This is a genomic window from Enterobacter wuhouensis, from assembly GCF_035835995.1.
Classification (GTDB): Bacteria; Pseudomonadota; Gammaproteobacteria; order Enterobacterales; family Enterobacteriaceae; genus Enterobacter; species Enterobacter wuhouensis.
Genome location: NZ_CP142124.1, coordinates 168,951 through 192,709, shown reverse-complemented (window position 1 = coordinate 192,709; position 23,759 = coordinate 168,951). Strand labels below are relative to the sequence as shown.

The window sequence follows — 23,759 nt, the reverse complement described above, 5'->3', positions numbered from 1 at the left end:
GGGGGGTAACAACTCCCGACTAAGTGATTAAAAAAACCAGGACAGGAGTATACCTGTGCGTTGTGGCAAATACAGCCAGCGACAATAAGCTAATCCATTTTCTGCGGCATGCCACGAAAAAAAAGCCTGAAAATAGTCGGTGAAGAGCGTTGCCCCTACGTATTCTTTGATCTTCTGCGGCTATTTGATCGATTCAGCTGTAGTAAAATTACGCAAATTTTTTGTCTCTTGAGCATGAGGTTGTCGCAATGTCGGTTTCTAAAAAACCTATGGTACTGGTGATTCTGGATGGCTATGGCTACCGCGAAGATCAACAGGATAACGCCATTTTCAACGCCAAAACCCCGGTCATGGATGCGCTGTGGGCAAAACGTCCCCATACCCTGATTGACGCGTCTGGCCTGGAAGTGGGGCTGCCGGACCGCCAGATGGGCAACTCCGAAGTCGGTCACGTTAACCTGGGCGCGGGCCGTATCGTGTATCAGGATCTGACCCGTCTGGACGTTGAAATTAAAGAACGTACGTTCTTCTCCAACCCGGTGCTGTCTGGCGCAGTGGATAAAGCCGTTGTCGCAGGTAAAGCGGTACACATCATGGGCCTGCTCTCTGCTGGCGGCGTTCATAGCCATGAAGATCACATCATGGCGATGGTTGAGCTGGCAGCGGAACGTGGCGCAGAGAAAATCTATCTGCACGCGTTCCTGGACGGTCGCGATACGCCACCGCGCAGCGCAGAAGGCTCGCTGAAAGCGTTCGAAGATAAATTTGCCGCACTGGGCAAGGGCCGCGTGGCCTCAATCATTGGTCGTTACTACGCGATGGATCGCGACAACCGCTGGGATCGCGTAGAACAGGCCTATGACCTGATGACCCTTGCCAAAGGTGAGTTCCAGTTCGCGACCGCCGTTGAAGCGCTGGAAGCCGCTTATGCACGTGATGAAAACGACGAATTTGTTAAGGCGTCCGTTATTCGCGCTGAAGGCCAGGCCGATGCCGCGATGGAAGATGGCGACGCGCTGATCTTCATGAACTTCCGTGCTGACCGCGCGCGTGAAATCACCCGCGCCTTCGTGAACAGCGATTTCGACGGTTTCGCCCGTAAGAAAGTGGTGAGCCTCGACTTTATCCAGCTGACCGAATACGCCGCAGACATTAAAGCGCCTTGCGCCTACCCACCAGCCTCGCTGGCAAACACCTTCGGCGAGTGGATGGCGAAGAACGACAAAACGCAGCTGCGTATCTCTGAAACCGAGAAGTACGCGCACGTCACCTTCTTCTTTAACGGCGGCGTTGAAGAGCCGTTCAAAGGTGAAGACCGCATCCTGATTAACTCCCCGAAAGTCGCCACCTACGATCTGCAGCCAGAAATGAGCTCTGCAGAATTGACTGAAAAGCTGGTTGCAGCCATCGAAAGCGGCAAGTACGACACCATCATCTGTAACTACCCGAACGGCGATATGGTTGGCCATACCGGCGTGATGGAAGCGGCGGTTAAAGCGGTTGAAGCGCTGGATCACTGCGTTGAGCAGGTTGCCAAAGCCGTTGAATCCGTTGGCGGCCAGCTGCTGATCACCGCTGACCACGGTAACGCAGAGCAAATGCGCGACCCGGCGACCGGTCAGGCGCACACCGCGCACACTAACCTGCCCGTTCCGCTGATTTATGTGGGTGATAAGTCACTGAAAGCAGTGGAAGGCGGCAAGCTTTCCGACATCGCGCCAACCATGCTGACGCTGATGGGTATGCCGATCCCTGAAGAGATGACTGGTAAGCCGCTGTTCATCGTGGAATAATCGCTCCCCATGAGGGGAAAGGCGATTTTTTCAATCACATGGGTCGTGAAGCCGCTTAGGTTATCAGTCAGACCTCTGTTTTACGCCAGCGCGCTCAGCGCTGGCGTATTGCTGTGCGCCACATCCGCCCACGCGGACGATCGCGACCAGCTCAAATCCATTCAGGCCGATATCGCCGCCAAAGAGCGCGCGGTACGCCAGCAGCAGCAGCAGCGCTCCTCACTCCTCGCTCAGCTCAAGCAGCAGGAAGAAGCCATTTCCGCCGCCGCGCGCAAGCTCCGTGAAACGCAAGACACCCTCGCCCAGTTGAATAAACAGATCGACGAAATGAACGCGTCGATTGCCAAACTGGAACGCCAGCGTGATGCGCAGGAGCGCACCCTTGCCGCGCAGCTTGATGCCGCGTTTCGTCAGGGTGAACATACCGGACTTCAGCTGATCCTCAGCGGTGAAGAGAGCCAGCGCGGCCAGCGTCTGCAGGCCTACTTCGGCTATCTGAACCAGGCGCGCCAGGAGACGATCGCGCAGCTGAAGCAGACGCGCGAGGAAGTCACCACCCAAAAAGCCGAGCTGGAAGAGAAGCAGAGCCAGCAGCAGACGCTGCTTTACGATCGGCAGGCCCAGCAGGCGAAGCTGGAGCAGGCACGCAACGAGCGTAAGAAAACCCTCGCCGGACTGGAGTCCTCTATTCAGGCAGGACAAAGCCAGCTGAGCGAAATGCGGGCAAACGAATCAAAACTGCGTAACAGCATCGCCCGCGCCGAAGCGGCGGCGAAAGCGCGTGCCGAAAAAGAGGCGCGTGAGGCGCAGGCGGTTCGCAACAAGCAGCAGGAAGCCTCCCGTAAAGGCACCACCTACAAACCCAGCGAAAGCGAGCGCTCGTTAATGTCGCGTACCGGCGGCCTGGGCTCACCTCGCGGTCAGGCCTACTGGCCGGTTCGCGGTTCAATTCTGCATCGCTATGGCGAACAGCTGCAGGGTGAGCTACGTTGGAAAGGGATCGTTATCGGTGCGTCTGAAGGTAGCGAAGTGAAAGCCATCGCTGATGGCCGCGTGATCCTGGCCGACTGGCTGCAGGGTTACGGGCTTGTGGTGGTGGTTGAACACGGTAAAGGCGACATGAGCCTTTACGGCTACAACCAGAGCGCGCTGGTCAGCGTCGGCACGCAGGTGCGCGCGGGCCAACCCATCGCCCTTGTGGGCAGCAGTGGCGGTCAGGGCCGCCCTTCACTCTATTTCGAAATTCGTCGCCAGGGTCAGGCGGTCAATCCACAGCCGTGGTTGGGAAGATAAGTTTTGCTTCAATTTCGTCGAATTGTTCTCTCCGTCGCCAGCGTACTGGCGCTGGCTGCGCCGGTATACGCAGGCAAACTCGCCATCGTGATTGATGACTTCGGTTATCGTCCACACTACGAAAATCAGGTGCTGGCGATGCCGTCAGCCATCTCAGTCGCTGTTCTTCCCAATGCGCCACACGCGCGTGAGATGGCGACCAAAGCCCATAACAGCGGCCATCAGGTGCTGATCCACCTGCCCATGGCGCCCATCAGCAAGCAGCCGCTGGAAAAAGATACCCTTCGCCCGGAGATGAGCAGCGATGAGATCGATCGCATCATCCGCGAGGCCTACAACAAAGTGCCCTATGCCGTGGGTCTGAATAACCATATGGGCAGCGCGATGACGTCCAGCCTGTATGGCATGCTCAAAGTGATGCAGTCGCTTGAGCGCTACAACCTCTATTTTCTCGACAGCGTGACCATCGGCAACAGCCAGGCCATGCGCGCCGCGCAGGGAACGGGCGTGAAGGTGATTAAGCGCAAGGTGTTCCTGGATGATACGCAGAATGAAGCGGATATCCGGTTCCAGTTCAACCGCGCGGTACAGCTGGCCCGGCGCAACGGTTCAGCAATTGCTATCGGCCACCCGCATCCTTCAACGGTGCGCGTGCTTCAGCAGATGCTGCCGACCTTGCCTTCCGATATCACGCTGGTGCGCCCGAGCGATCTGCTGAACGAACCGCAGGTGGATACCTCAACGCCAAACTCGGGGCAGCCCACACCTTCAACACCGCGCAATCCGTTCCGCGGCGTGAAGCGCTGCTTGCCGAAGCAGCCGCTTGAGCCGGTCTACGCGACCCGCTTCTTCTCGGTTATTGGGGAGAGCATCGGTGAAAGCACGCTGGTGAAGTACGTCCAGAATCAGTGGCAGGGATGGGGTAAAAAAGCCTGACGCTAAAAAGCCACCTTAAGGGTGGCTTTTTTATGACTTAAGAGAGAAGGAACCGTCCAGGATTTTGCTGTAAACCGTTGGCTGGCCGCTGTCTGAGGTGCGGTATTGTTCTTTATGCGACAGCTTATAAATTCCCACCGGATCTTGATTTAGCGCCGTCATGGCCGTTACGTCCGGCTTCGAGGAGATAAACTGTCGAATCAAAAAGCGGTTGTTTCCGGTAACCGGCTGCATATCCATGATCTGCCGGAACTGAGGATATCTCTCGCGCGCATACAAAAAGCTGTAATCAATCAGGAAATACTCAATCAGCGCGTCATGGTGCTGCCAGTAGCGATACAGGATATCCCGCACCAGCTTCACCAGGGCATTTCCCTTTTGAGCCGCAAGAAAATAGGCTGTCCAGTAACCCTGGCTCAGCGCATTTTCGGCTACATCAAAACGCAATGATGAGAAGGTACGCTGGTAGAACGATTCCGGTACCGGCCTGGTCAGAAATACGGTGGCATCCATCCAAATCCCGCCGTACTGATACAACAGCGAGCAGCGTACAATGTCGGAATACTGTGCCTTGCTAATCAGCCCTGCCTGATACTTGGTTTTAATATGCTCAGGCAACGCAAGATAGTCGGGAATATTCTCATCCGTCAGGATAATGACTTGCGCATCAGGCGCGTTGTTCTGTACCGACGCAATGCAACGCTTCACCAGCTCAGGCGCGCTCTCCAGCCCCTGGAACCAGCAGATCCAGATAATACGCGACTGTGCGGGTTCCGCAGAGCCTGCTTCTTCAGGCTGAAGCTGCAGGCCATCAATAACGCTAAAAATAGTCTCTTTTTTCTTCTGCTCAAAATGCGCGGCTGCGCGCTGAAAAAGAGCAAAACCCGTTTTTTTGTGCCAGCGACGGGTTTTCTTGATGAGCTTATTCGTTACATTGAGATTCATTATTTCACCTTCTCACACTCAGAACAGCTCTTTTAACGTACGGCGAAACAGCTTCATTTTTAACTTGGCATCTTTTTTGTGGCCGCGCAGCAGGCAATTCATCCGCGTCGATTTAAAACCCCGAAACGACATGAGCTGGAACAGATTATTACTGCGCGTAACGTCAGTCATATGCTGGCGATATTTAAAATAAAGCTTTCGATACGCGTTATATTTTTTAACCTGTGACGTAATGCGGTTGCTGCCGTGTTCAGCATCTACCATGGCGGTGCTGAAGCTGTATTTAATACCGGGACCATATTTCAGGATTAGCTTAATCCAGACATCGCGATCCTGCTGCTGTTTGATTTCAGGCGAAAATCCCCCCACGCCCAACAGCTTCTCTTTGGTTGTCAGCACCTGATTACCCACCACGTTTTCACACAACACGTCCTGCAGCTCGATGATTCTTTTATCATCCGTGTCGGGATAGGTGCGGTGGGTTTTATCCAGCCTGGCGGGCGTATCCGTGACGAAAGCGAATTTGTCATCGTAGCGTTCCGCGAGCTTTGTCAGGCGTTCGGGCAGGAAATAGTCGTCATCGTCCAGACCTGTCACAAACTTCCCGTGCGAGAGCGCATAGCCCCGGTTGCGGCTGAAGTTAGACCCGCTGTTCTTTTCATTGCGCTCGTAGGTAAAATGCACAAATCGCGCTTCACACTCCGCCCGCATACGCTCAATCAGCTGTGACGTTTTTTCGTTAGAACAATCATCAACAATCACCAATTCTACCGCAGGATAGGTCTGGGCAATAACTGAACGCACTGCACGTTCCAGCAGGTCCTCTCTGTTATAGGTGGTGATGATTACTGAGATTAGGTCGTTCATGGCGTGCTCGTCTGGTGAAGGGTATTTCTCCACCGGGAGAATACCGTTTTCCCGGTGGAGAATCAAAACGATTACTTAATGACCGCGCGGTGTCTGTTCTGCTCCAGGAAAACAACCGACATTATCAGCGTCAGCATCCAGGCGACCGGCGTTGTTTTTGAATAGAACATTACGCCGCTGAGTCCAAACATAATTAATGAGACAAGGAATGCAAAAAGAATAACGCTTTTTCGTTTTTTTAACGCATACCAGGCAAGCGAGATAATAAACAGGATATACAGTACTAATCCTGACGGACCTTTTAAGGAGAGCGTTTCAACCACTTCGTTATGCAGGTGGCCGCGAATATGCGCGAGTGCACCGGCAAGGCTTGGCTCTTTTTTTACCACTTCCCTGATTTTTGCGTTTCGCTCATCCGTTGACTGCCACAGGTAATTATCTTTTGCTGCTGCCAGGCCCGTCTCCCACATCGCAAAACGAGCGCCTACTGACGTCGAACTGTTATCTTTATCGTAGGCAACAATATCGCGATTCAGGTCGTTATACCGTTGAATCAAGCTGTCTTTCATCATGAATACGCCGACGATCAGCGCCACGATGAATACAGCAACGCCTTTCCAGGGAATATGTTTCTCTTTGTAGAGCTTAACGACCAGCAGACCAAAGAAAATGATCGGATAGGTCAGAATCGCTGCCCGCGTTTCTGTGGTGACAAGCACCAGGAAAGTGGTGAAAAAATGGCCCAGAATTAAAAACTCTTTCCACCTGGTGGAGCTGTGCTGCAGAACCAAAATCGTATAGAACGAGATAAAGGCGACCGTATAGGCGGCCCCCGTCGCGTCAGTGCCGCCGGTAAGGGCGAGCGTTACTCTTCTGCTTTCAAGGAAGAAATGCTGATAGCCTGCATAGATAAGAATCATGACCTGCAGGACAGCCGCCAGCAGCAGGTGGATCTTATTATTGCCTATTTTTAGCTCATTTCTGTTCACAAAGACGAAGAGGGAGAAGGCGCCAAACAGGCAGATTTTCCCTACCTCCAGGTATGCACGATAAGAATTTATCGCCGCAGTCTCAGCCTTATACATTCTGTACCAGACCAGATCGCAGATACCTATCACCAACAGAACCAGGCACAGCCAGAACACATCATTTTTTCTGAAATTTTTAATATCCAGCAGGAAAACCACTAATGCAGTCACACCTGCTGCGCCCATAATTTTTGCGGATAAGTTAGGTGAGACAATAACGCATCCAAAAGCCAGTGCGCACAGTCCAAAGAGTAATTGCAACAACGCAAATTTAAGCTTATTTCGTTCTACACTAATCATCATCATTCCATTTACTGAAAGGCAAAGCAGGCTAGCACACTGCTAAAAGCAAGTTTATCGCACCTGTGTTAACGAATATTACGCCAGTCATAGGACTTTCCTGTAGTGTCCAGCACGGACACGTCCTTATTGTAACCGGCAAGCCAGGAATGAACCGATTGCACGGGTTCGCCCTGACGGTGGATCCCAAGCCACAGCTCGGCGAGCGTGTTTACATCATCCGCAGACCAGACGGTATTATAGTCCCCGGTGGTTTTCTTACCCGCATCAACCTGATTTCCGTACCAGATAAACATGGGGATATGCAGGGCTTCTCGCGGAGGATTAACATTTCCGTGGGAGTAAACCACAGCACGCTGCGGGTCGCGGACCAGGCCGTGGTCGGAGAAATACATGACCGACGAGCGTGAACTCTCCAGCATGCCAAACATCTTGCCCATCAGCGCGTCGGTGTAGCGAACGGAGTTGTCATAGCAGTCATCGGCTTCGTTATCACCGTGCAAAACCGCCCGATCGGCAGGGAAACGCCGGCAGGAGGGCTCGTGGCTGCCGTACAGGTGCAGGACGATCAATTTTTTGCCCGGCGCTTTAAGCGCATTCTGGAGCAAAGGCAGCAGGTCTTCATCATAGCCGCCGTCCAGCCACTCGTGCTCTTTGGTGTTCAAGGCTATGCCGGTAATGACGTTATTATGCGCCCCGCCTTTACCCTGGCGGCTAAACCAGTAGGTTTCGAATCCCGCTTTATTGGCGATGTTAATGACGTTATCGCTATATTTACGCGGATCGCGTGCACCCACGGTATCGGCGGTCAGGGCTAAAGGAACGGCCATAATGGTGACCGGAGCCGGAGTGACGGCGTTACGGAACAGCAGAAGCTGCGATTTTTGTTTCTCCAGCTCTGGCGTCGTATCGCGATGATAGCCGTAGATACCCATATTTGCCGTGCGCTCGGACTCGCCGACGATCAGCACATAGTTCTCAATCCCGGTATCCGTCAGGGTGAGTTTGTAATCAGGAATATTGTTGCCGATGTTGGCGACGACGGCATTATCTTCGATGGCCTGCATAAAGACCTTTGCCGTGCTGACGGGTGTGGCCTGAACCACGCGCTGCGCCAGGCTTTCAACGCTGCTTTTCCTGAGCTGATGCTGCAAAGCCTGGCCATAAAAAGCCAGCAGCGTCACCGCAAGCGCGATGGCTGGCCAGCGACGAAAACGCGGCGCAATCGGCCAACTGCCCGTATTCGCGGTATAGATGAAAAACGCGGAGAGAGCGATGAACGTCAGGCAATCGCGCCAGTACAGCCCAAGCATCGAACTCGCTTCACCTGGAGTGGTATTTAGTACACTTAGCGCAAATCCATAGCTAAACGACGAATTAAAATTATTCCAGGCATATAACTGCAGAGTAATATCTGCCGCGACGGGAATTAATAAAACAGCCGCCAGAGTATTTCTGATTAATTTATTATTAATGCATTTTAACGTCATTACGATCAGGAAAAACACCAGCGTACGGTTAATGACCGCATTATATTTGGCATTTATAATATTAACGCCAATGACTATTAGCAGGGAAATTACCACCGTTAAAAAGGCGATAATACGTGACGGGGTACTCACCAACTTTTGCGACAGCAGTGTGGACATAATGACCTGATTAGTCTGGCAAACATCTTTCCTGACGTAATCATTAAGACAACATAAATGAACGTATGGAGAAGACAGTGTGGGGGAAATTTCGCCAAAAGTTAACAAGTAACCCCGGGAAAGTCAAACCGCTAAAAATGTAAGGGCACCCCTAAAAACGGGTGCCCTGAAGCAGATTAGTCCCAGCTCAGGATGACTTTTCCAGACTGCCCCGAACGCATCGCGTCAAAGCCCTGCTGGAACTCATCGATAGAGAAGCGATGAGTGATAATTGGCGACAGATCCAGACCGGACTGGATCAGCGCCGCCATCTTGTACCAGGTCTCGAACATCTCGCGTCCATAAATGCCCTTGATGAACAGCCCTTTGAAGATGACTTTGTTCCAGTCGATAGACATATCCGACGGCGGAATACCCAGCATTGCGATACGGCCACCGTGGTTCATAGTGTCGAGCATGGTGCGGAACGCCGGCGGCGCGCCGGACATCTCCAGACCCACGTCGAAGCCTTCGGTCATGCCCAGCTCTTCCATCACGTCGGTCAGGCTCTCTTTGGAGACATCCACCGCGCGGGTCACGCCCATTTTGCGCGCCAGCGACAGGCGGTACTCGTTTACGTCGGTGATCACCACGTTGCGCGCACCCACGTGCTTCGCCACGGCAGCCGCCATAATGCCGATCGGGCCCGCGCCGGAGACCAGTACGTCTTCACCGACCAGGTCAAAGGAGAGCGCGGTGTGTACCGCGTTGCCGAACGGGTCAAAGATGGAGGCCAGATCGTCCGAGATATTGTCCGGGATTTTGAACGCGTTGAACGCCGGGATCACCAGATACTCTGCGAAGCAGCCCGGACGGTTCACGCCCACGCCGACGGTGTTGCGGCACAGATGAGTACGTCCGCCGCGGCAGTTACGGCAGTGACCGCAGGTAATGTGGCCTTCACCGGAGACGCGGTCGCCGATTTTGAAGCCTTTCACTTCCTGGCCAATACCCACCACTTCGCCGACATATTCGTGACCGACAACCATCGGTACCGGAATGGTTTTCTGCGACCACTGGTCCCAGTTGTAGATGTGAACGTCAGTACCGCAGATAGCCGTTTTACGAATTTTGATCAGCAGATCGTTATGACCGACTTCCGGCTCCGGCACGTCGGTCATCCAAATCCCTTCTTCCGCTTTCAGTTTGGATAACGCTTTCATCACACGTCCTCAGGCAATTACGCCCAGCTGTTTGCCGATGCGGGTAAAGGCTTCCACCGCACGCTCAATTTGTTCAGGCGAATGTGCCGCAGACATCTGGGTGCGGATACGCGCCTGACCTTTTGGCACCACCGGGAAGAAGAACCCGGTGACGTAAATCCCTTCTTTCTGCAGCTCGCGGGCAAATTTCTGCGCGACAACCGCATCGCCCAGCATCACCGGAATGATCGCATGGTCAGCACCCGCCAGGGTGAAGCCTGCAGCGCTCATTTTTTCGCGGAACAGACGGGCGTTGGACCACAGGCGGTCGCGCAGCTCGGCACCGGACTCCACCATCTCCAGCACCTTAATGGAGGCGGCAACGATCGCCGGCGCCAGGGAGTTGGAGAACAGATACGGACGGGAGCGCTGGCGCAGCCACTCAACTACCTCTTTACGCGCGGCGGTGTAGCCACCGGACGCGCCGCCGAGCGCTTTGCCCAGCGTGCCGGTAATGATGTCCACGCGGCCCATCACGTCGCAGTATTCGTGGGAACCGCGTCCGTTTTCGCCGACAAAGCCGACCGCGTGAGAGTCATCGACCATCACCAGCGCGTCGTATTTGTCTGCCAGGTCGCACACGCCCTTCAGGTTGGCGATGACGCCGTCCATCGAGAACACGCCGTCGGTGGCGATCAGCACGTGGCGAGCACCCGCTTCACGAGCCTCTTTCAGGCGCGCTTCCAGCTCAACCATGTCGTTGTTGGCGTAGCGGAAACGCTTCGCTTTACACAGGCGCACGCCGTCGATGATGGAGGCGTGGTTCAGGGCGTCGGAGATAATCGCATCTTCTGCGCCGAGCAGGGTCTCAAACAGACCGCCGTTGGCGTCGAAGCAGGAGGAGTACAGAATCGCGTCTTCCATCCCAAGGAAGCTCGCCAGCTTTTGCTCAAGCTGCTTGTGGCTGTCCTGCGTACCGCAGATAAAGCGTACGGAGGCCATGCCGAAACCGTGGGTATCCATGCCGTTTTTTGCAGCGGCAATCAGCTCAGGGTGATTCGCAAGACCTAAGTAGTTGTTCGCACAAAAGTTGATCACATGGCTGCCGTCGGCAACGGTGATGTCCGCCTGCTGAGCAGACGTGATAATACGCTCTTCTTTGAACAACCCTTCCGCACGTGCGGTATCGAGGTCGCTGTTTAACTGTTTGTAAAAATCACCACGCATTGCAATTCTCCAGACTCGGCAAATTTTGGCACATATTACCCAAACCTATACTTCCTGACGAGATGACACATTATCTCTTCTCGTTTTTGCAGCATAAATCACGTGTACCCTTGCGCTATGTCGGTGAATGGCTGAAGGGCAGCCATACTAATGATATGATAGAAACATTAGCGTCCGGGATTGTCCCCGGACTCCACACTTCAAAGGTTACAGTTATGATCATCGTTACCGGCGGCGCGGGCTTTATCGGCAGCAACATTATCAAGGCCCTCAATGACAAAGGCATCACCGACATCCTGGTGGTGGACAACCTGAAAGACGGCACCAAGTTTGTAAACCTGGTGGATCTGAACATCGCTGACTACATGGATAAAGAAGACTTCCTTATCCAGATTATGGCAGGTGAAGAGTTCGGCGAGATCGAAGCCATCTTCCACGAAGGTGCGTGTTCTTCCACCACCGAGTGGGACGGCAAGTACATGATGGACAACAACTATCAGTACTCTAAAGAGATCCTGCACTACTGCCTGGAGCGTGAAATTCCGTTCCTGTACGCCTCCTCCGCGGCAACCTACGGCGGCCGCACCTCGGACTTTATCGAGTCCCGCGAGTACGAGCAGCCGCTGAACGTCTACGGCTACTCCAAGTTCCTGTTCGACGAGTACGTGCGTCAGGTGCTGCCAGAAGCGAACTCCCAGATCGTCGGCTTCCGCTACTTCAACGTCTACGGACCGCGTGAAGGCCACAAAGGCAGCATGGCGAGCGTAGCGTTCCACCTGAACACCCAGCTGAACAACGGCGAAAGCCCGAAACTGTTCGAAGGTAGCGACGGCTTCAAGCGTGACTTCGTCTACGTGGGCGACGTTGCGGCCGTAAACCTCTGGTTCTGGGAAAACGGCGTGTCCGGCATCTTCAACCTGGGTACGGGCCGCGCGGAATCCTTCCAGGCGGTGGCTGACGCAGCGCTGGCGTATCACAAGAAAGGCAGCCTTGAGTACATTCCGTTCCCGGAAAAACTGAAAGGCCGCTATCAGGCATTCACCCAGGCTGACCTGACCAACCTGCGTGCGGCGGGCTACGACAAGCCGTTCAAAACCGTTGCCGAAGGCGTAACGGAGTATATGGCCTGGCTGAACCGCGACGCGTAAGTATGAAAATTCTGGTGATCGGCCCGTCATGGGTGGGCGACATGATGATGTCGCAAAGTCTCTATCGCACGCTCAAGGCGCGCTATCCCCAGGCGATAATCGACGTGATGGCACCCGCGTGGTGCCGTCCGCTGTTGTCGCGTATGCCGGAAGTGAACGAGGCGATCCCGATGCCGCTCGGCCACGGGGCGCTGGAAATCGGCGAACGCTGCAAGCTCGGCCACAGCCTTCGCGAGAAGCGCTATGACCGCGCTTACGTATTACCAAACTCCTTCAAATCCGCTCTCGTACCCTTCTTTGCGGGCGTTCCGCACCGCACCGGCTGGCGCGGAGAAATGCGCTACGGCCTGCTGAACGACGCGCGCGTGCTGGATAAAGAGGCCTGGCCGCTGATGGTGGAGCGCTACGTGGCGCTGGCCTACGATAAAGGCGTGATGCGCAGTGCGAAAGACCTGCCGCAGCCGCTCCTGTGGCCGCAGCTGCAGGTTAATGACGGGGAAAAATCCCACACCTGTAACGCGTTTAGCATCTCGTCAGAACGCCCAATGATCGGCTTCTGCCCCGGCGCGGAGTTCGGCCCGGCAAAACGCTGGCCGCACTACCACTACGCCGAGCTGGCGAAGCAGCTGATCGACGAAGGCTATCAGATTGTCCTGTTCGGCTCGGCGAAAGACCACGACGCGGGCAACGAAATCCTCGCGACGCTCAGCACCGAACAGCAGGCCTGGTGCCGCAATCTGGCTGGGGAAACGCAGCTGGAGCAGGCGGTTATCCTCATTGCCGCCTGTAAGGCCGTGGTTACCAACGACTCCGGCCTGATGCACGTGGCCGCCGCTCTGGATCGCCCTCTGGTAGCGCTGTATGGCCCAAGCAGCCCGGATTTCACCCCGCCGCTGTCGCATAAGGCGCGCGTTATCCGCCTGATCTCCGGCTACCACAAGGTGCGCAAGGGCGATGCCGCAGAAGGCTATCACCAGAGCCTGATCGACATTACGCCAGAGCGCGTGCTCGAAGAACTCAACGAACTGCTGTTGAGTGAAGAAGGATAACGAATGCGGGTATTGATCGTTAAAACCTCGTCGATGGGCGATGTCCTGCATACGCTGCCGTCCCTGACGGACGCCATGCAGGCCATTCCCGGCATTCGTTTCGACTGGGTGGTGGAAGAAGGCTTCGCGCAGATCCCCACCTGGCATGAGGCAGTAGACCGTGTAATCCCGGTGGCGATCCGCCGCTGGCGTAAAGCCTGGTTCTCCGCGCCGATTAAGGCCGAGCGCAGCGCGTTCCGCGATGCGGTGCAGGCCCAGCGTTATGATGCCATCATCGACGCGCAGGGGCTGGTCAAAAGCGCCGCGCTGGTAACGCGTCTTGCACACGGCGTAAAGCACGGCATGGACTGGCAAACCGCCCGCGAGCCGCTGGCGAGCCTGTTCTATAACCGCCGTCACCATATCGCAAAACAGCAGCACGCCGTCGAACGTACCCGCGAGCTGTTCGCCAAAAGCCTGGGCTATGCGAAGCCTGAATCGCAGGGCGATTACGCTATTTCGCAGCATTTCATGCCCGGTTCGCCGCACGACGGTTCGCCATATCTCATTTTCCTTCACGCCACGACCCGCGATGATAAACACTGGCCGGAAGCGCACTGGCGTGAACTGATCGCTCTGCTCGCCCATTCAGGGCTGCGCATCAAGCTCCCGTGGGGCGCGCCGCATGAAGAAGCGCGCGCGAAACGCCTGGCGGAAGGGTTTGATTACGTTGACGTTCTGCCACGCATGAAGCTCGATGGCGTGGCGCAGGCGCTGGCAGGCGCAGCGGCCGTCGTGTCCGTCGATACCGGCCTCAGCCACCTGACGGCGGCGCTGGATCGACCTAATATTACGCTTTACGGCCCAACGGACCCGGGCCTTATTGGCGGCTATGGAAAAAATCAATATATCTGCCGCCCGGAACATTCATCGCAGCTAAGCGACCTCGGTGCCGCTGCGGTATTTGCGCAATTAGAGCCTTTGCTGGCAGCAGAGAGAGCCCATGTCTGATTTTTTCTCCGCGGAGCGCCCGCCCAAGCGCGTGCTAATCATTAAGCTGCGTCACCACGGTGACGTTCTCCTGACCTCGCCGGTGTTTACCGTGCTGAAAAAGAACTGGCCGAACGTGGAAGTCGACGCGCTGGTTTATGACGACACGCAGGCGATGCTGACCAGCCATCCGCACATTGACCAGGTCCATACCATTGGCCGCAACTGGCGTAAAAAAGGCTGGTTTGAGCAGTTCCGCCTCTACCGAGCGCTGGTAAATACGCTGAAAGGCCGCCAGTACGACGTGCTGATTAACCTGACCGAGCACTGGCACGGCGCGCGTCTGGCGCGTCGCCTGAAGCCGCGCGTCTCCGTGGGCTTTAAGCCGGACAAACGCAGCGGCTTTGCGCGTCGTCGCTGGGTGAAATCCTTCACCACGCTCTACCCGGCCATTCAGGACAACAGCCGCCACATGGTGGAGGTGAACCTGGACGCCCTGCGCCGGATCGGCATTCATCCGCAGTCCAGCGAAGATAAACACACCCTGTTCGTGCCGGGCGATGCGGCGGAAGCGTCCATTGCGGAAAAGCTGGCCGGATTCGGGCTGCAGAGTAAATCGTATATCCTGGTACACCCGACGTCGCGCTGGATGTTTAAGGCCTGGGATATCAACAAGCTGGCCGCCACCATCGATAGCCTGGCCGCACGCGGCCTGCCGATTATCCTCTCCGCCGCGCCTTCAAAAGAAGAGAAGGCGTACATGGACGCGCTGCGCGCCGCGCTCACCCAGCCGGTGTTTGATTTAAGCGGTCAGTTGAACCTGAAAGAGCTGGGCGCGCTCATGAAGCACGCCCGGGTCTATTTCGGCGTGGATTCCATGCCGATGCACCTCGCCAGCGCCGTCGGTACGCCGACCGTCGCCATCTTCGGCCCAACCGGGGCGATCAAGTGGGCGCCGTGGGGGGTGAACTATCGCGTTATCGTTGCCGGGTTCACCTGCCAGCCGTGCGGTAAAGCGGGCTGCGGCGACGGCGGCGTTTCTGACTGCATTACGGCCATCACCCCGCAGCAGGTGCTGAGCGCTATCGACACCATGCTTCTGGAAAATCCGGCATGAAGCTGGCGATAGTCCGACAGACCTATAACCCGAACGGCGGCGCGGAGCGTTTCGTTTCCCGCGCGCTGAACGTGCTGGCGCAGGATACCTCGCTGGACGTGACGCTGATTGCCCGCCAGTGGGAAGATGCCGCAGGCTGGAAAACGCTGACGGTGAACCCGCCGTTCCGTAACCGAATCGCCCGTGAATCCGGCTTTGCCGCGGAGGCCGCCTCGCATTTTGCGCAGTTCGATATTGTGCAGAGTCACGAGCGCATTCCGGGTGCCACCATCTTTCGCGCGGGCGACGGCGTACATGCCACCTGGCTTGAGCAGTATGGTCGCATCCTGTCGCCGCTGGCGCGCTGGGCGCAGTCACTCAGCCGGTATCACCGCTACATTCTGCAGGCCGAAGCGCAGATGTTTACCCATCCGCAGCTGCGCAAGGTGATCTGCAATTCGAAGATGGTGCGGGATGATATCGCCCGTCGTTTCGGGCTGCCGGACGACAGGCTAACGGTGATCTACAACGGCGTCGACACTGAACAGTTTAGCCCTGAAGTACGCGCACTCTCGCAGCGTAACGCGCTCGGCATTCCCGAGCGTGCGCCCGTGCTGGCGTACGTGGGTTCCGGCTTCAGCCGTAAAGGCGTGGCGACCGCGCTGCGCGCCATCGTGCCGCATCCTGAGGTCTGGCTGCTGGTTGCCGGGCGCGATAAACACGCGCGCAGGTTCGAAAAGCTCGCCGGTACGCTGGGCGTCTCTTCCCGCGTGAAGTTCCTGGGCCCGGTAGCTAACGTGCGCGAAGTGTACGGAACGGCCGATGCGCTTATCCTGCCGACGCTCTACGATCCCTTCCCGAACGTCTGCGTGGAAGCCCTGGCCTGCGGTCTGCCGCTGCTTACCAGCCACGGCTGCGGTGCGGCGGAGTGGATCGTCGAAGGGCAAAACGGCTGGGTGCGCGATGCGCTCGACAGCGAAGGCTACCAGCAGGCCGTTGCCCAATGGTTAAAAGGCCGCGAAGTGGGGGTCGACTATTCCGCCGCCGCACGCGCGACGGCAGAACCTTATACGCTGGACAGAATGGCGAAAGAGCTGCAGGCGCTTTACCGCGACTTGCTGCGCTGAGCCGCGTCAGAGAAGACCTTCTCCATCGCATCCAGCATACATTCGCGGGTAAAGTGGGCGCTCAGGTAGTCATACCCTTGCTGCGCCAGCGTCTCGCGAAGTGCAGCATCCTCGTAGAGCGTCACAATCGCATCGTGCAGCGCTTTTTCATCGCGCTGCGCGATCAACATCCCCGTCTGGCCGTTAATGACCGCATCTCCCGTTCCGCCTGCATCGGTGGCGATAGTGGCAATGCGGGAAGCTAACGATTGCAGCACGCCCTGCGGCACGCCTTCCATATCGTGAGACGGGCTAAGCGCGATATCAAACGCCGGGAACCAGCGCTCCGGGTCACTGCGGTGCCCCGCCATCACCACGCGCTGCTGCAGCCCAAGCCCAGCGATTTCCTGTTCCAGCGCCGTTTTGTGCGGCCCTTCCCCGACAATCGCCAGTTTGATATGCGGATTGTCGATCTTTGCCAGGGCGCGCAGCAGCACGCTGTGGCCTTTGTTAGGGCGCAGGTGAGACACCACGCCGAGCCAGAAATCATCCTGCGTTAATCCGCAGTGCGCGCGGGCTTCGTGCTTATCACCGGGGCGGAAGCGCTGCGTATCCACGCCGCTTGGCACCGAGGTACTTTGGGACATCGGCACGCCAATGTTTGCGACCTGGTGGCGCAGCGCCTCGCCCGTGGTCACGATATGCGCGCAGGCCGTGCGGAACAGCCAGCGGGTCGTCCAGTTGTTGCGCGGAACGCCAGACGCATGGCGGGTACGCACCAGGGGAACAGGCTGAGAGAGCGTCAAATTTGCCAGCGCCACCAGCCAGGTGTCGGCGGAGTTGTGGCTGTTAATGACGTCAATCGAGTGTCGGTTATCCTTCAGCCAGCGGCGCAGCTGCTGCAGGTTTTTAAGGTTTTTGCGCCGTAACGGCATGGTGACCACCGTTAACCCGGCATCGCGCGCCAGCCCATGTAAAGGCGCGGTTTCCGGGCAAAGTATCGTCACCTGATGGCCACGCTGAATCATCCCGAGCGATTCGTTGATAATGCGCAGAGGCTGTCCGCCTTTGCCGCCGTCTGCTTCAGTGTGAACAATATGCATACATTTCCTGTTAAGAATCTCGCCAGCGTGACGCTAATTTGCCGCCTGACGGGATCTTTGTCCCTCCAGGCATATGTTTTTAGTATCCACCAGATATAATACAGCACGAATGGTATCACCATACTGGGTGGCCTGCCCTGAACACAACGGAGAAAGCATGTCCGACACACCTTTATTGAGCCTTGTAGTCGCCGTCTACAACGGTGAAAAATTCCTGAGTGCATTTTTCGACAGCATCAAAGCTCAACGTCTGGACAGTCTGGAACTGGTCGTTGTGAACGACGGCTCGAGCGACAGTTCATCGGCCATCATCGCGCAGTACGCCAGCGAATTCCCGTTTTACAAGGTGATTGACCAGGCCAACCAGGGCGTCTCGGCGGCCCGTAATACCGGACTGGCGCAGGCAACCGGCGAGTATGTTGCGTTTCCGGATATCGACGACGTGATTTATCCGGGCATGTACCCGCGCCTGCTTGAGATGGCTAAAAAGAACGATCTTGACGTGGCGACCTGTAACGGGACCTATATCTACGACGATGGTCGACCGTCGAAGAAAATCTTCCCCTCCGATAAACTGCACTCCACGGACGTACTCGACGGCCCAACGTGGCTGCAGCGCGCCCTGGCGTCGCGTAAATTCCTGCACGTTACCTGGCTGAATATTTACCGCCACGCGTTTATTCAGGAGCAGGGCTTCACCTTTGAGCATGGCCTGCGTCACCAGGACATTCCGTGGACCACCGAAGTGCTGCTGACCGCCAAACGCGTGCAGTACACCGACGAAACCTTCTACGACTACCTCATCCACTCCGCGTCGGTATCGCATACGCCGGGAACGGATGACACGCGCATGCGCAACGCGCGTCATTACATGAAAATCCTCGAGATGCTGGATGCTATTAATCAGCGCCATCCGGATGCCGTGCGCCGCGTTCCGGCCTGCCAGTGGCAGATCGCAAAAGAAGGCCTGGGTATTCTTCACGCCATTAACAACATCGGCGATCTCAGTAAAAAGCGCGAAATCATCCGCGAACTGTTCGATCGCGGGATCTGGACGCTTATCTGGAAAAATGCTCGCGGGCTGCGCCAGCACTGGCGGCTGGGCCGTCGCTATTTCCGTTTAAAACGGTATCTGGCATAAGAGATAGCTTTACCTGGCTTAAATGCTTAGAATTTGCCCGCCGAAACTAAAAAAACGGATAATCGCTTGGAATTGTTGTATACCGCCCTGCTCTACCTCATTCAGCCACTGGTGTGGCTGCGACTGTTGCTTCGTAGCCGAAAAGCGCCTGCGTATCGAAAACGCTGGGCTGAACGCTATGGTTTCTGCCGCAATAAGGTTGCCCCGGACGGTATTTTGCTCCATTCCGTGTCTGTCGGTGAAACGCTGGCGGCTATCCCGCTGGTGCGCGCCCTGCGTCACCGCTACCCTTCGCTGCCGATCACCGTCACCACCATGACGCCGACCGGCTCGGAGCGCGCGTTATCCGCGTTCGGTAAAGACGTGCATCACGTCTATCTCCCTTACGATCTTCCCTGCGCCATGAACCGCTTCCTGAACACCGTGCGCCCGAAGCTGGTGATCGTGATGGAAACCGAGCTGTGGCCAAACATGATTTCCGCCCTGCACGCCCGTAAAATCCCGCTGGTGATTGCCAACGCCCGCCTTTCAGAGCGCTCGGCGAAGGGATACGGCAAGCTGGGTAAATTTATGCGTCGCCTGCTCAGCAGAATTACGCTGATCGCCGCACAGAACGAAGAAGACGCGGCACGCTTTGTCGCGCTGGGCCTGAAGCGTAACCAGCTTGCGGTAACGGGAAGCCTGAAGTTCGATATTTCCGTTACGCCTGAGCTCGCAGCTCGCGCGGTAACGCTGCGCCGCCAGTGGGCACCGCGCCGCCAGGTCTGGATTGCGACCAGCACCCACGACGGCGAAGAAGAGATTATCCTGCAGGCGCACCGCAAGCTGCTGGAAAAATTCCCAGACCTGCTGCTGATCCTGGTTCCCCGCCATCCGGAGCGTTTTAAGGATGCCCGCGAAATGGTGCAAAAGGGCGGCTTCAGCTACACCCTGCGCAGCAGCGGTGAGATCCCTTCCGGCAGCACTCAGGTGGTGATTGGCGATACGATGGGCGAGCTGATGCTGCTGTACGGCATTGCCGACCTCGCGTTCGTTGGCGGTAGCCTGGTGGAGCGCGGCGGCCATAACCCGCTAGAGCCGGCTGCCCACGCCATTCCGGTGCTGATGGGGCCACACACCTTTAACTTCAAAGATATCTGCGCTAAATTGCAGCAGGCTGACGGCTTAATCACCGTAACCGACGCGGATTCGGTGGTCAAAGAGGTCTCAACCCTGCTGACCGACGAAGACTACCGCCTGTGGTACGGTCGCCATGCCGTCGAAGTGCTGCATCAGAATCAGGGCGCACTGACCCGTCTGCTGCAACTTCTGCAACCTTATCTGCCTCAGCGGAGCCACTAATGCCAACGCGTCTGTCGGTGGTGATGATCGCCAAAAACGCTGCCGACCTGCTTCCCGACTGCCTGGCCTCCGTTGCCTGGGCTGACGAGATTGTTCTCCTCGACTCAGGTAGCGAAGACAACACGGTGGACGTTGCCCGTGCGGCGGGCGCGAAGGTGTATATCAACACCGACTGGCAGGGTTACGGCATCCAGCGCCAGCGCGCGCAGGATTACGCTACCGGCGATTACGTGCTGATGATCGATACCGATGAGCGCGTTACGCCGGAACTTCAGCAGGCCATCAAGGGCGCGCTCGCCGCGCCTCAACCGGGGGCGGTATACAGCATTGCGCGCCGAAACTACTTTCTTGGCCGCTTCATGCGCCACAGCGGCTGGTATCCCGACCGCGTGATGCGCCTGTATGAGCGCGACCGCTATTATTATAACGATAACCTTGTCCATGAATCCCTTGCCTGCGATAACGCTCAGGTGCTTCCCCTGACGGGCGACCTGCTGCACCTGACCTGCCGGGATTTCGCCAGCTTCCAGCGTAAGCAGCTCAGCTACGCCACGGCATGGGCGCAGGAACGTCACCAGCGCGGCAAGAAGGCCTCGCTGACGGGGATCTTCACCCACACGCTGGGGGCGTTTCTGAAAACGCTGCTGCTGCGCGGTGGCGTACTGGACGGTAAGCAGGGTTGGTTACTGGCTGTGGTTAATGCCCAGTATACTTTCAACAAATACACCGAGCTGTGGGCGCTCTGCCGCGGCTACTCAGAGAAAGCGTGAGCCATGAGCACAAAAGCGATTTATCCGGGTACCTTCGATCCGATCACAAACGGTCATCTTGACATCATCACCCGTGCGGCGAGCATGTTCGACAAGGTGATTCTGGCGATTGCCGCCAGCCCCAGCAAAAAGCCGATGTTCGATCTGCCCGAGCGCGTGGCGCTTGCCACCGATGCGATTTCGCACCTGCCGAACGTTGAGGTAGTTGGTTTTAGCGACCTGATGGCCAACTTTGCCCGCGCCCAGCAGGCCAATATCCTGATCCGTGGCCTGCGCGCGGTGGCAGACTTCGAGTATGAAATGCAGCTGGCGCACATGAACCGCCATCTTATGCCAGAGCTGGAAAGCGTGTTCCTGATGCCCTCCAAAGAGTGGTCGTTTATCTCTTCATCGCTGGTGAAAGAGGTCGCGCGCCATCACGGCGACGTGACCCACTTCCTGCCGGTCAACGTCCACCGGGCATTAATGGAAAAGCTGAAGTAGCCCTACTTCTGACACTGACGACAGTAGAACGTGGCGCGCTGGGCGTGTTTCGTCGCAATAATGGGCGTGCCACACACTCTGCACGGCTCGCCTTTGCGGCCATACACCTGTAGCTCCTGCGCAAAATAGCCCGGCTTACCGTCACTTTGCAGGAAGTCCTTCAGCGTGGTTCCCCCCTGCTCAATTGAGCGCAGCAGCACCGCTTTAATCACCCGAACCAGCAGCTCACACTCCTGTGCCGACAGCGAAGAGGCCAGCCGATCGGGATGGATCCCGGCGGCAAACAGCGATTCGCTGGCGTAAATATTTCCCACGCCGACCACCAGCTTGTTATCCATTAGCCAGGGCTTAATCGGCGTCTTTTTCTTTGCGCACTTCTCTTTCAGGTATTCCGCATTAAAGGCCTCTGAGAGCGGCTCCGGTCCCAGATGCGCCAGCACGCTGTGCCCTTCAAGCTCTTTGGTCCATAGCCACGCGCCAAAGCGCCGTGGGTCGGTATAGCGCAGCACCTTGCCGTTGCTCATCACCAGATCGACATGGTCATGCTTTTCGGCAGGCAGCTCTTCGGTGAGGATACGCAGGCTTCCGGACATGCCGAGGTGGATGATAATCCAGCCGTCGGGCAGCTCCAGCAGCAGGTACTTAGCGCGGCGCTGCACGCTGAGGATAGGTTTATCGCTTAACGCGTGGATCTCATCGGACACCGGCCAGCGAAGGCGACCATTACGGACAACCGCATGAAGAATAGTTGCGCCGACCAGATGGGGCTCAATGCCGCGGCGGCTGGTCTCTACCTCGGGTAATTCAGGCATGGTTCCTCCGTTGGGATACAGAATGCAAAAAACCCCGCAGTTGCGGGGTTTTTCAATACAAGGAGACTAAAATTATTTGATTTTAGCTTCTTTGTACAGTACGTGCTGGCGTACAACTGGATCGAATTTTTTCAGTTCCAGTTTTTCCGGCTTAGTACGTTTGTTCTTCGTGGTGGTGTAGAAGTGACCTGTACCAGCAGAAGAAACCAGCTTGATTTTCTCGCGAATACCTTTAGCCATGATTTATTTCCTCTTTAAGTACTTAGTACTTTTCGCCACGGGCACGCAGTTCGGACAGAACTGTATCGATGCCTTTCTTATCAATAACACGCATACCTTTAGCAGATACACGCAGGGTGACAAAACGCTTCTCGCTCTCAACCCAGAAACGGTGAGAGTGCAGGTTCGGCAGGAAACGGCGTTTAGTCGCGTTCAGTGCGTGGGAACGGTTGTTACCGGTCACCGGACGCTTGCCAGTAACTTGGCAGACTCGGGACATGTCTATTCTCCAAAAATCAAATTAGCTCGAGCTTCGTATGGGGTATCGGCGCCTCGTCAGGCTTTACAGCCCGGTCATCGCATAGTTCTAAGTGAACTCTCGATTGCCAGGCCCAAATGCCAAACCCGAGATTCTCAAAGGTGGCGTAGTATACGCTGACTCGGCGGTGTGCTCAAGTCCCGAACAGACAAAGATCCCAATGGATCGCGAGAAAGGGCCTAAATCCAACCCCGTTCTGCAAAAGAAATGTACTCTCCGCGGCCAATTATCATATGGTCCAGCACACGAATGTCCATGAATTGACAGCACTTGATAATGCGTTGGGTGATTTCTTTATCCGCTTTGCTCGGTTGCGCACAGCCAGAGGGGTGATTATGCGCGAGGATCACGCCGGCTGCATTCACTTTTATCGCTTCCCGCACAATTTCACGCGGATGAACCTCCACATGGCTTAACGTCCCTGAAAACAGATGGCTGTGCTTGATTATCCGATTCCTGTTGTCGAGGAAGATCACCATAAAGATCTCGCGCTCCGCATCTGCCAGCTGGCTTTGCAGGAATTCACGCGCGCCGTCTGGCGTCAGAACCGGGTCTTCCTCCTCCAGACGGACATTGTAAAAACGTCGGGCAAGCTCGGCGATGCCTCTCAATTGAGCATACTTCGCAACGCCAATTCCCTCGACGTGCCTGAACTCCTCCAGCTCTGCCGTCAGCAAACCGTACAGTGAGCCAAAGTGGTCTATCAAATCTTTTGCCAGCGTAAACACCGTCTTACCCTGCGTACCGGTGCGCAAAAAAAGCGCCAGCAGTTCGTCATCCTTTAACAACGTGACGCCATAGCGCAGTAATTTTTCGCGCGGTAGCATAAGTTCTGTCTCTTCCATGTGCCGTCTCCTTTTTGTTGCCTTCATGCTGCCACAGGCAAACCCGGCACTCGACGCGCATTTTTCGTTCTTGCGTAACGCCTCGCAAACTGGACAGCGGACAAAATGCCCCCGTTTTTATGATTGTGATAAAATGCCC

Annotated in this window: 23 protein-coding genes; 12 read left to right on the top strand and 11 right to left on the bottom strand. The window is 56.2% G+C overall.

Annotation, left to right across the window (positions count from 1 at the left end; all coding sequences use genetic code 11):
- Positions 1–248: 248 nt before the first annotated feature.
- The 3 genes from gpmM to VPX56_RS00965 are packed head-to-tail and all read left to right on the top strand — an operon-like array spanning position 249 to position 4,022.
- Complete coding sequence (gpmM, locus tag VPX56_RS00975) at positions 249–1,793, top strand: 2,3-bisphosphoglycerate-independent phosphoglycerate mutase (protein WP_263611040.1); 1,545 nt, start codon at positions 249–251, stop codon at positions 1,791–1,793.
- Positions 1,794–1,826: 33 nt separating this feature from the next.
- A complete protein-coding gene (envC, locus tag VPX56_RS00970; protein ID WP_326472190.1) occupies positions 1,827–3,086 on the top strand; it encodes a murein hydrolase activator EnvC in 1,260 nt (419 codons plus the stop codon).
- Positions 3,087–3,089: 3 nt separating this feature from the next.
- Positions 3,090–4,022: a divergent polysaccharide deacetylase family protein gene (locus VPX56_RS00965; protein WP_326469344.1), complete on the top strand. Its 933-nt coding sequence runs from the start codon at positions 3,090–3,092 to the stop codon at positions 4,020–4,022.
- Between the two features lie 30 nt (positions 4,023–4,052).
- Here the strand turns inward: VPX56_RS00965 and VPX56_RS00960 are convergent, their stop codons facing one another.
- From VPX56_RS00960 to kbl, 6 genes are all read right to left on the bottom strand, one after another.
- Positions 4,053–4,967, bottom strand: coding sequence for a capsular polysaccharide synthesis protein (locus VPX56_RS00960; RefSeq protein WP_326469342.1), 915 nt, complete (start codon positions 4,965–4,967; stop codon positions 4,053–4,055).
- Between the two features lie 18 nt (positions 4,968–4,985).
- Positions 4,986–5,834, bottom strand: coding sequence for a glycosyltransferase (locus VPX56_RS00955; RefSeq protein ID WP_263611038.1), 849 nt, complete (start codon positions 5,832–5,834; stop codon positions 4,986–4,988).
- Between the two features lie 71 nt (positions 5,835–5,905).
- Entirely contained in the window at positions 5,906–7,168 is a 1,263-nt protein-coding gene (locus VPX56_RS00950) for an O-antigen ligase family protein (RefSeq protein ID WP_326469341.1), read from the bottom strand.
- Between the two features lie 62 nt (positions 7,169–7,230).
- Complete coding sequence (locus VPX56_RS00945) at positions 7,231–8,475, bottom strand: phosphoethanolamine transferase (RefSeq protein WP_326469339.1); 1,245 nt, start codon at positions 8,473–8,475, stop codon at positions 7,231–7,233.
- A 512-nt stretch (positions 8,476–8,987) separates the two neighbouring features.
- On the bottom strand, positions 8,988–10,013 hold the full coding sequence (gene tdh, locus VPX56_RS00940) for an L-threonine 3-dehydrogenase (RefSeq protein ID WP_108417303.1): 1,026 nt from the start codon (positions 10,011–10,013) through the stop codon (positions 8,988–8,990).
- A gap of 9 nt (positions 10,014–10,022) precedes the next feature.
- Positions 10,023–11,219, bottom strand: coding sequence for a glycine C-acetyltransferase (kbl, locus tag VPX56_RS00935; RefSeq protein WP_047343728.1), 1,197 nt, complete (start codon positions 11,217–11,219; stop codon positions 10,023–10,025).
- 215 nt (positions 11,220–11,434) lie between these two features.
- Here kbl and rfaD point away from each other — a divergent pair, with 215 nt between their 5' ends.
- Genes rfaD through VPX56_RS00910 form a run of 5 tightly spaced genes read left to right on the top strand, consistent with a single transcriptional unit; the run spans position 11,435 to position 16,608 of the window.
- The gene (gene rfaD, locus VPX56_RS00930; protein WP_131634669.1) at positions 11,435–12,367 is read left to right on the top strand and encodes an ADP-glyceromanno-heptose 6-epimerase; all 933 of its coding nucleotides are present in this window, start codon (positions 11,435–11,437) and stop codon (positions 12,365–12,367) included.
- Positions 12,368–12,369: 2 nt separating this feature from the next.
- Positions 12,370–13,416: an ADP-heptose--LPS heptosyltransferase RfaF gene (gene rfaF / locus VPX56_RS00925; protein ID WP_326469336.1), complete on the top strand. Its 1,047-nt coding sequence runs from the start codon at positions 12,370–12,372 to the stop codon at positions 13,414–13,416.
- Positions 13,417–13,419: 3 nt separating this feature from the next.
- On the top strand, positions 13,420–14,406 hold the full coding sequence (gene rfaC / locus VPX56_RS00920) for a lipopolysaccharide heptosyltransferase RfaC (RefSeq protein ID WP_326469334.1): 987 nt from the start codon (positions 13,420–13,422) through the stop codon (positions 14,404–14,406).
- Entirely contained in the window at positions 14,399–15,502 is a 1,104-nt protein-coding gene (gene rfaQ / locus VPX56_RS00915) for a putative lipopolysaccharide heptosyltransferase III (RefSeq protein ID WP_326469332.1), read from the top strand. Before rfaC ends, rfaQ begins: the two co-directional genes overlap by 8 nt.
- Complete coding sequence (locus VPX56_RS00910) at positions 15,499–16,608, top strand: glycosyltransferase family 4 protein (protein WP_326469330.1); 1,110 nt, start codon at positions 15,499–15,501, stop codon at positions 16,606–16,608. Before rfaQ ends, VPX56_RS00910 begins: the two co-directional genes overlap by 4 nt.
- Here VPX56_RS00910 and VPX56_RS00905 read toward each other — a convergent pair.
- A complete protein-coding gene (locus VPX56_RS00905) occupies positions 16,587–17,690 on the bottom strand; it encodes a glycosyltransferase family 4 protein (RefSeq protein WP_326469328.1) in 1,104 nt (367 codons plus the stop codon). The two genes, VPX56_RS00910 and VPX56_RS00905, sit on opposite strands and share 22 nt — an antisense overlap.
- A 157-nt stretch (positions 17,691–17,847) precedes the next feature.
- Between VPX56_RS00905 and VPX56_RS00900 the strand changes: the two genes are divergently transcribed.
- The 4 genes from VPX56_RS00900 (at position 17,848) to coaD (ending at position 21,425) form a co-directional block, all read left to right on the top strand.
- A complete protein-coding gene (locus tag VPX56_RS00900; RefSeq protein WP_131634663.1) occupies positions 17,848–18,831 on the top strand; it encodes a glycosyltransferase in 984 nt (327 codons plus the stop codon).
- 66 nt (positions 18,832–18,897) lie between these two features.
- Positions 18,898–20,172, top strand: a complete 1,275-nt coding sequence (waaA, locus tag VPX56_RS00895) for a lipid IV(A) 3-deoxy-D-manno-octulosonic acid transferase (protein WP_131634662.1) — start codon at positions 18,898–18,900, stop codon at positions 20,170–20,172.
- The gene (locus tag VPX56_RS00890; protein WP_326469325.1) at positions 20,172–20,942 is read left to right on the top strand and encodes a glycosyltransferase family 2 protein; all 771 of its coding nucleotides are present in this window, start codon (positions 20,172–20,174) and stop codon (positions 20,940–20,942) included. Before waaA ends, VPX56_RS00890 begins: the two co-directional genes overlap by 1 nt.
- Before the next feature lie 3 nt (positions 20,943–20,945).
- A complete protein-coding gene (gene coaD / locus VPX56_RS00885; protein ID WP_263611030.1) occupies positions 20,946–21,425 on the top strand; it encodes a pantetheine-phosphate adenylyltransferase in 480 nt (159 codons plus the stop codon).
- Between the two features lie 2 nt (positions 21,426–21,427).
- Here the strand turns inward: coaD and mutM are convergent, their stop codons facing one another.
- The 4 genes from mutM to radC all read right to left on the bottom strand — a co-directional run bounded on the left by mutM (position 21,428) and on the right by radC (position 23,620).
- On the bottom strand, positions 21,428–22,237 hold the full coding sequence (gene mutM / locus VPX56_RS00880) for a bifunctional DNA-formamidopyrimidine glycosylase/DNA-(apurinic or apyrimidinic site) lyase (protein ID WP_119936365.1): 810 nt from the start codon (positions 22,235–22,237) through the stop codon (positions 21,428–21,430).
- 72 nt (positions 22,238–22,309) lie between these two features.
- On the bottom strand, positions 22,310–22,477 hold the full coding sequence (gene rpmG, locus VPX56_RS00875; protein WP_003024094.1) for a 50S ribosomal protein L33: 168 nt from the start codon (positions 22,475–22,477) through the stop codon (positions 22,310–22,312).
- A 22-nt stretch (positions 22,478–22,499) separates the two neighbouring features.
- Positions 22,500–22,736 carry a 50S ribosomal protein L28 gene (gene rpmB / locus VPX56_RS00870; RefSeq protein ID WP_002436699.1) on the bottom strand — a complete coding sequence of 79 codons (237 nt, stop codon included), beginning with the start codon at positions 22,734–22,736 and terminating at the stop codon, positions 22,500–22,502.
- Positions 22,737–22,954: 218 nt separating this feature from the next.
- The gene (radC, locus tag VPX56_RS00865; protein WP_131634659.1) at positions 22,955–23,620 is read right to left on the bottom strand and encodes a RadC family protein; all 666 of its coding nucleotides are present in this window, start codon (positions 23,618–23,620) and stop codon (positions 22,955–22,957) included.
- Positions 23,621–23,759 lie beyond the last annotated feature (139 nt).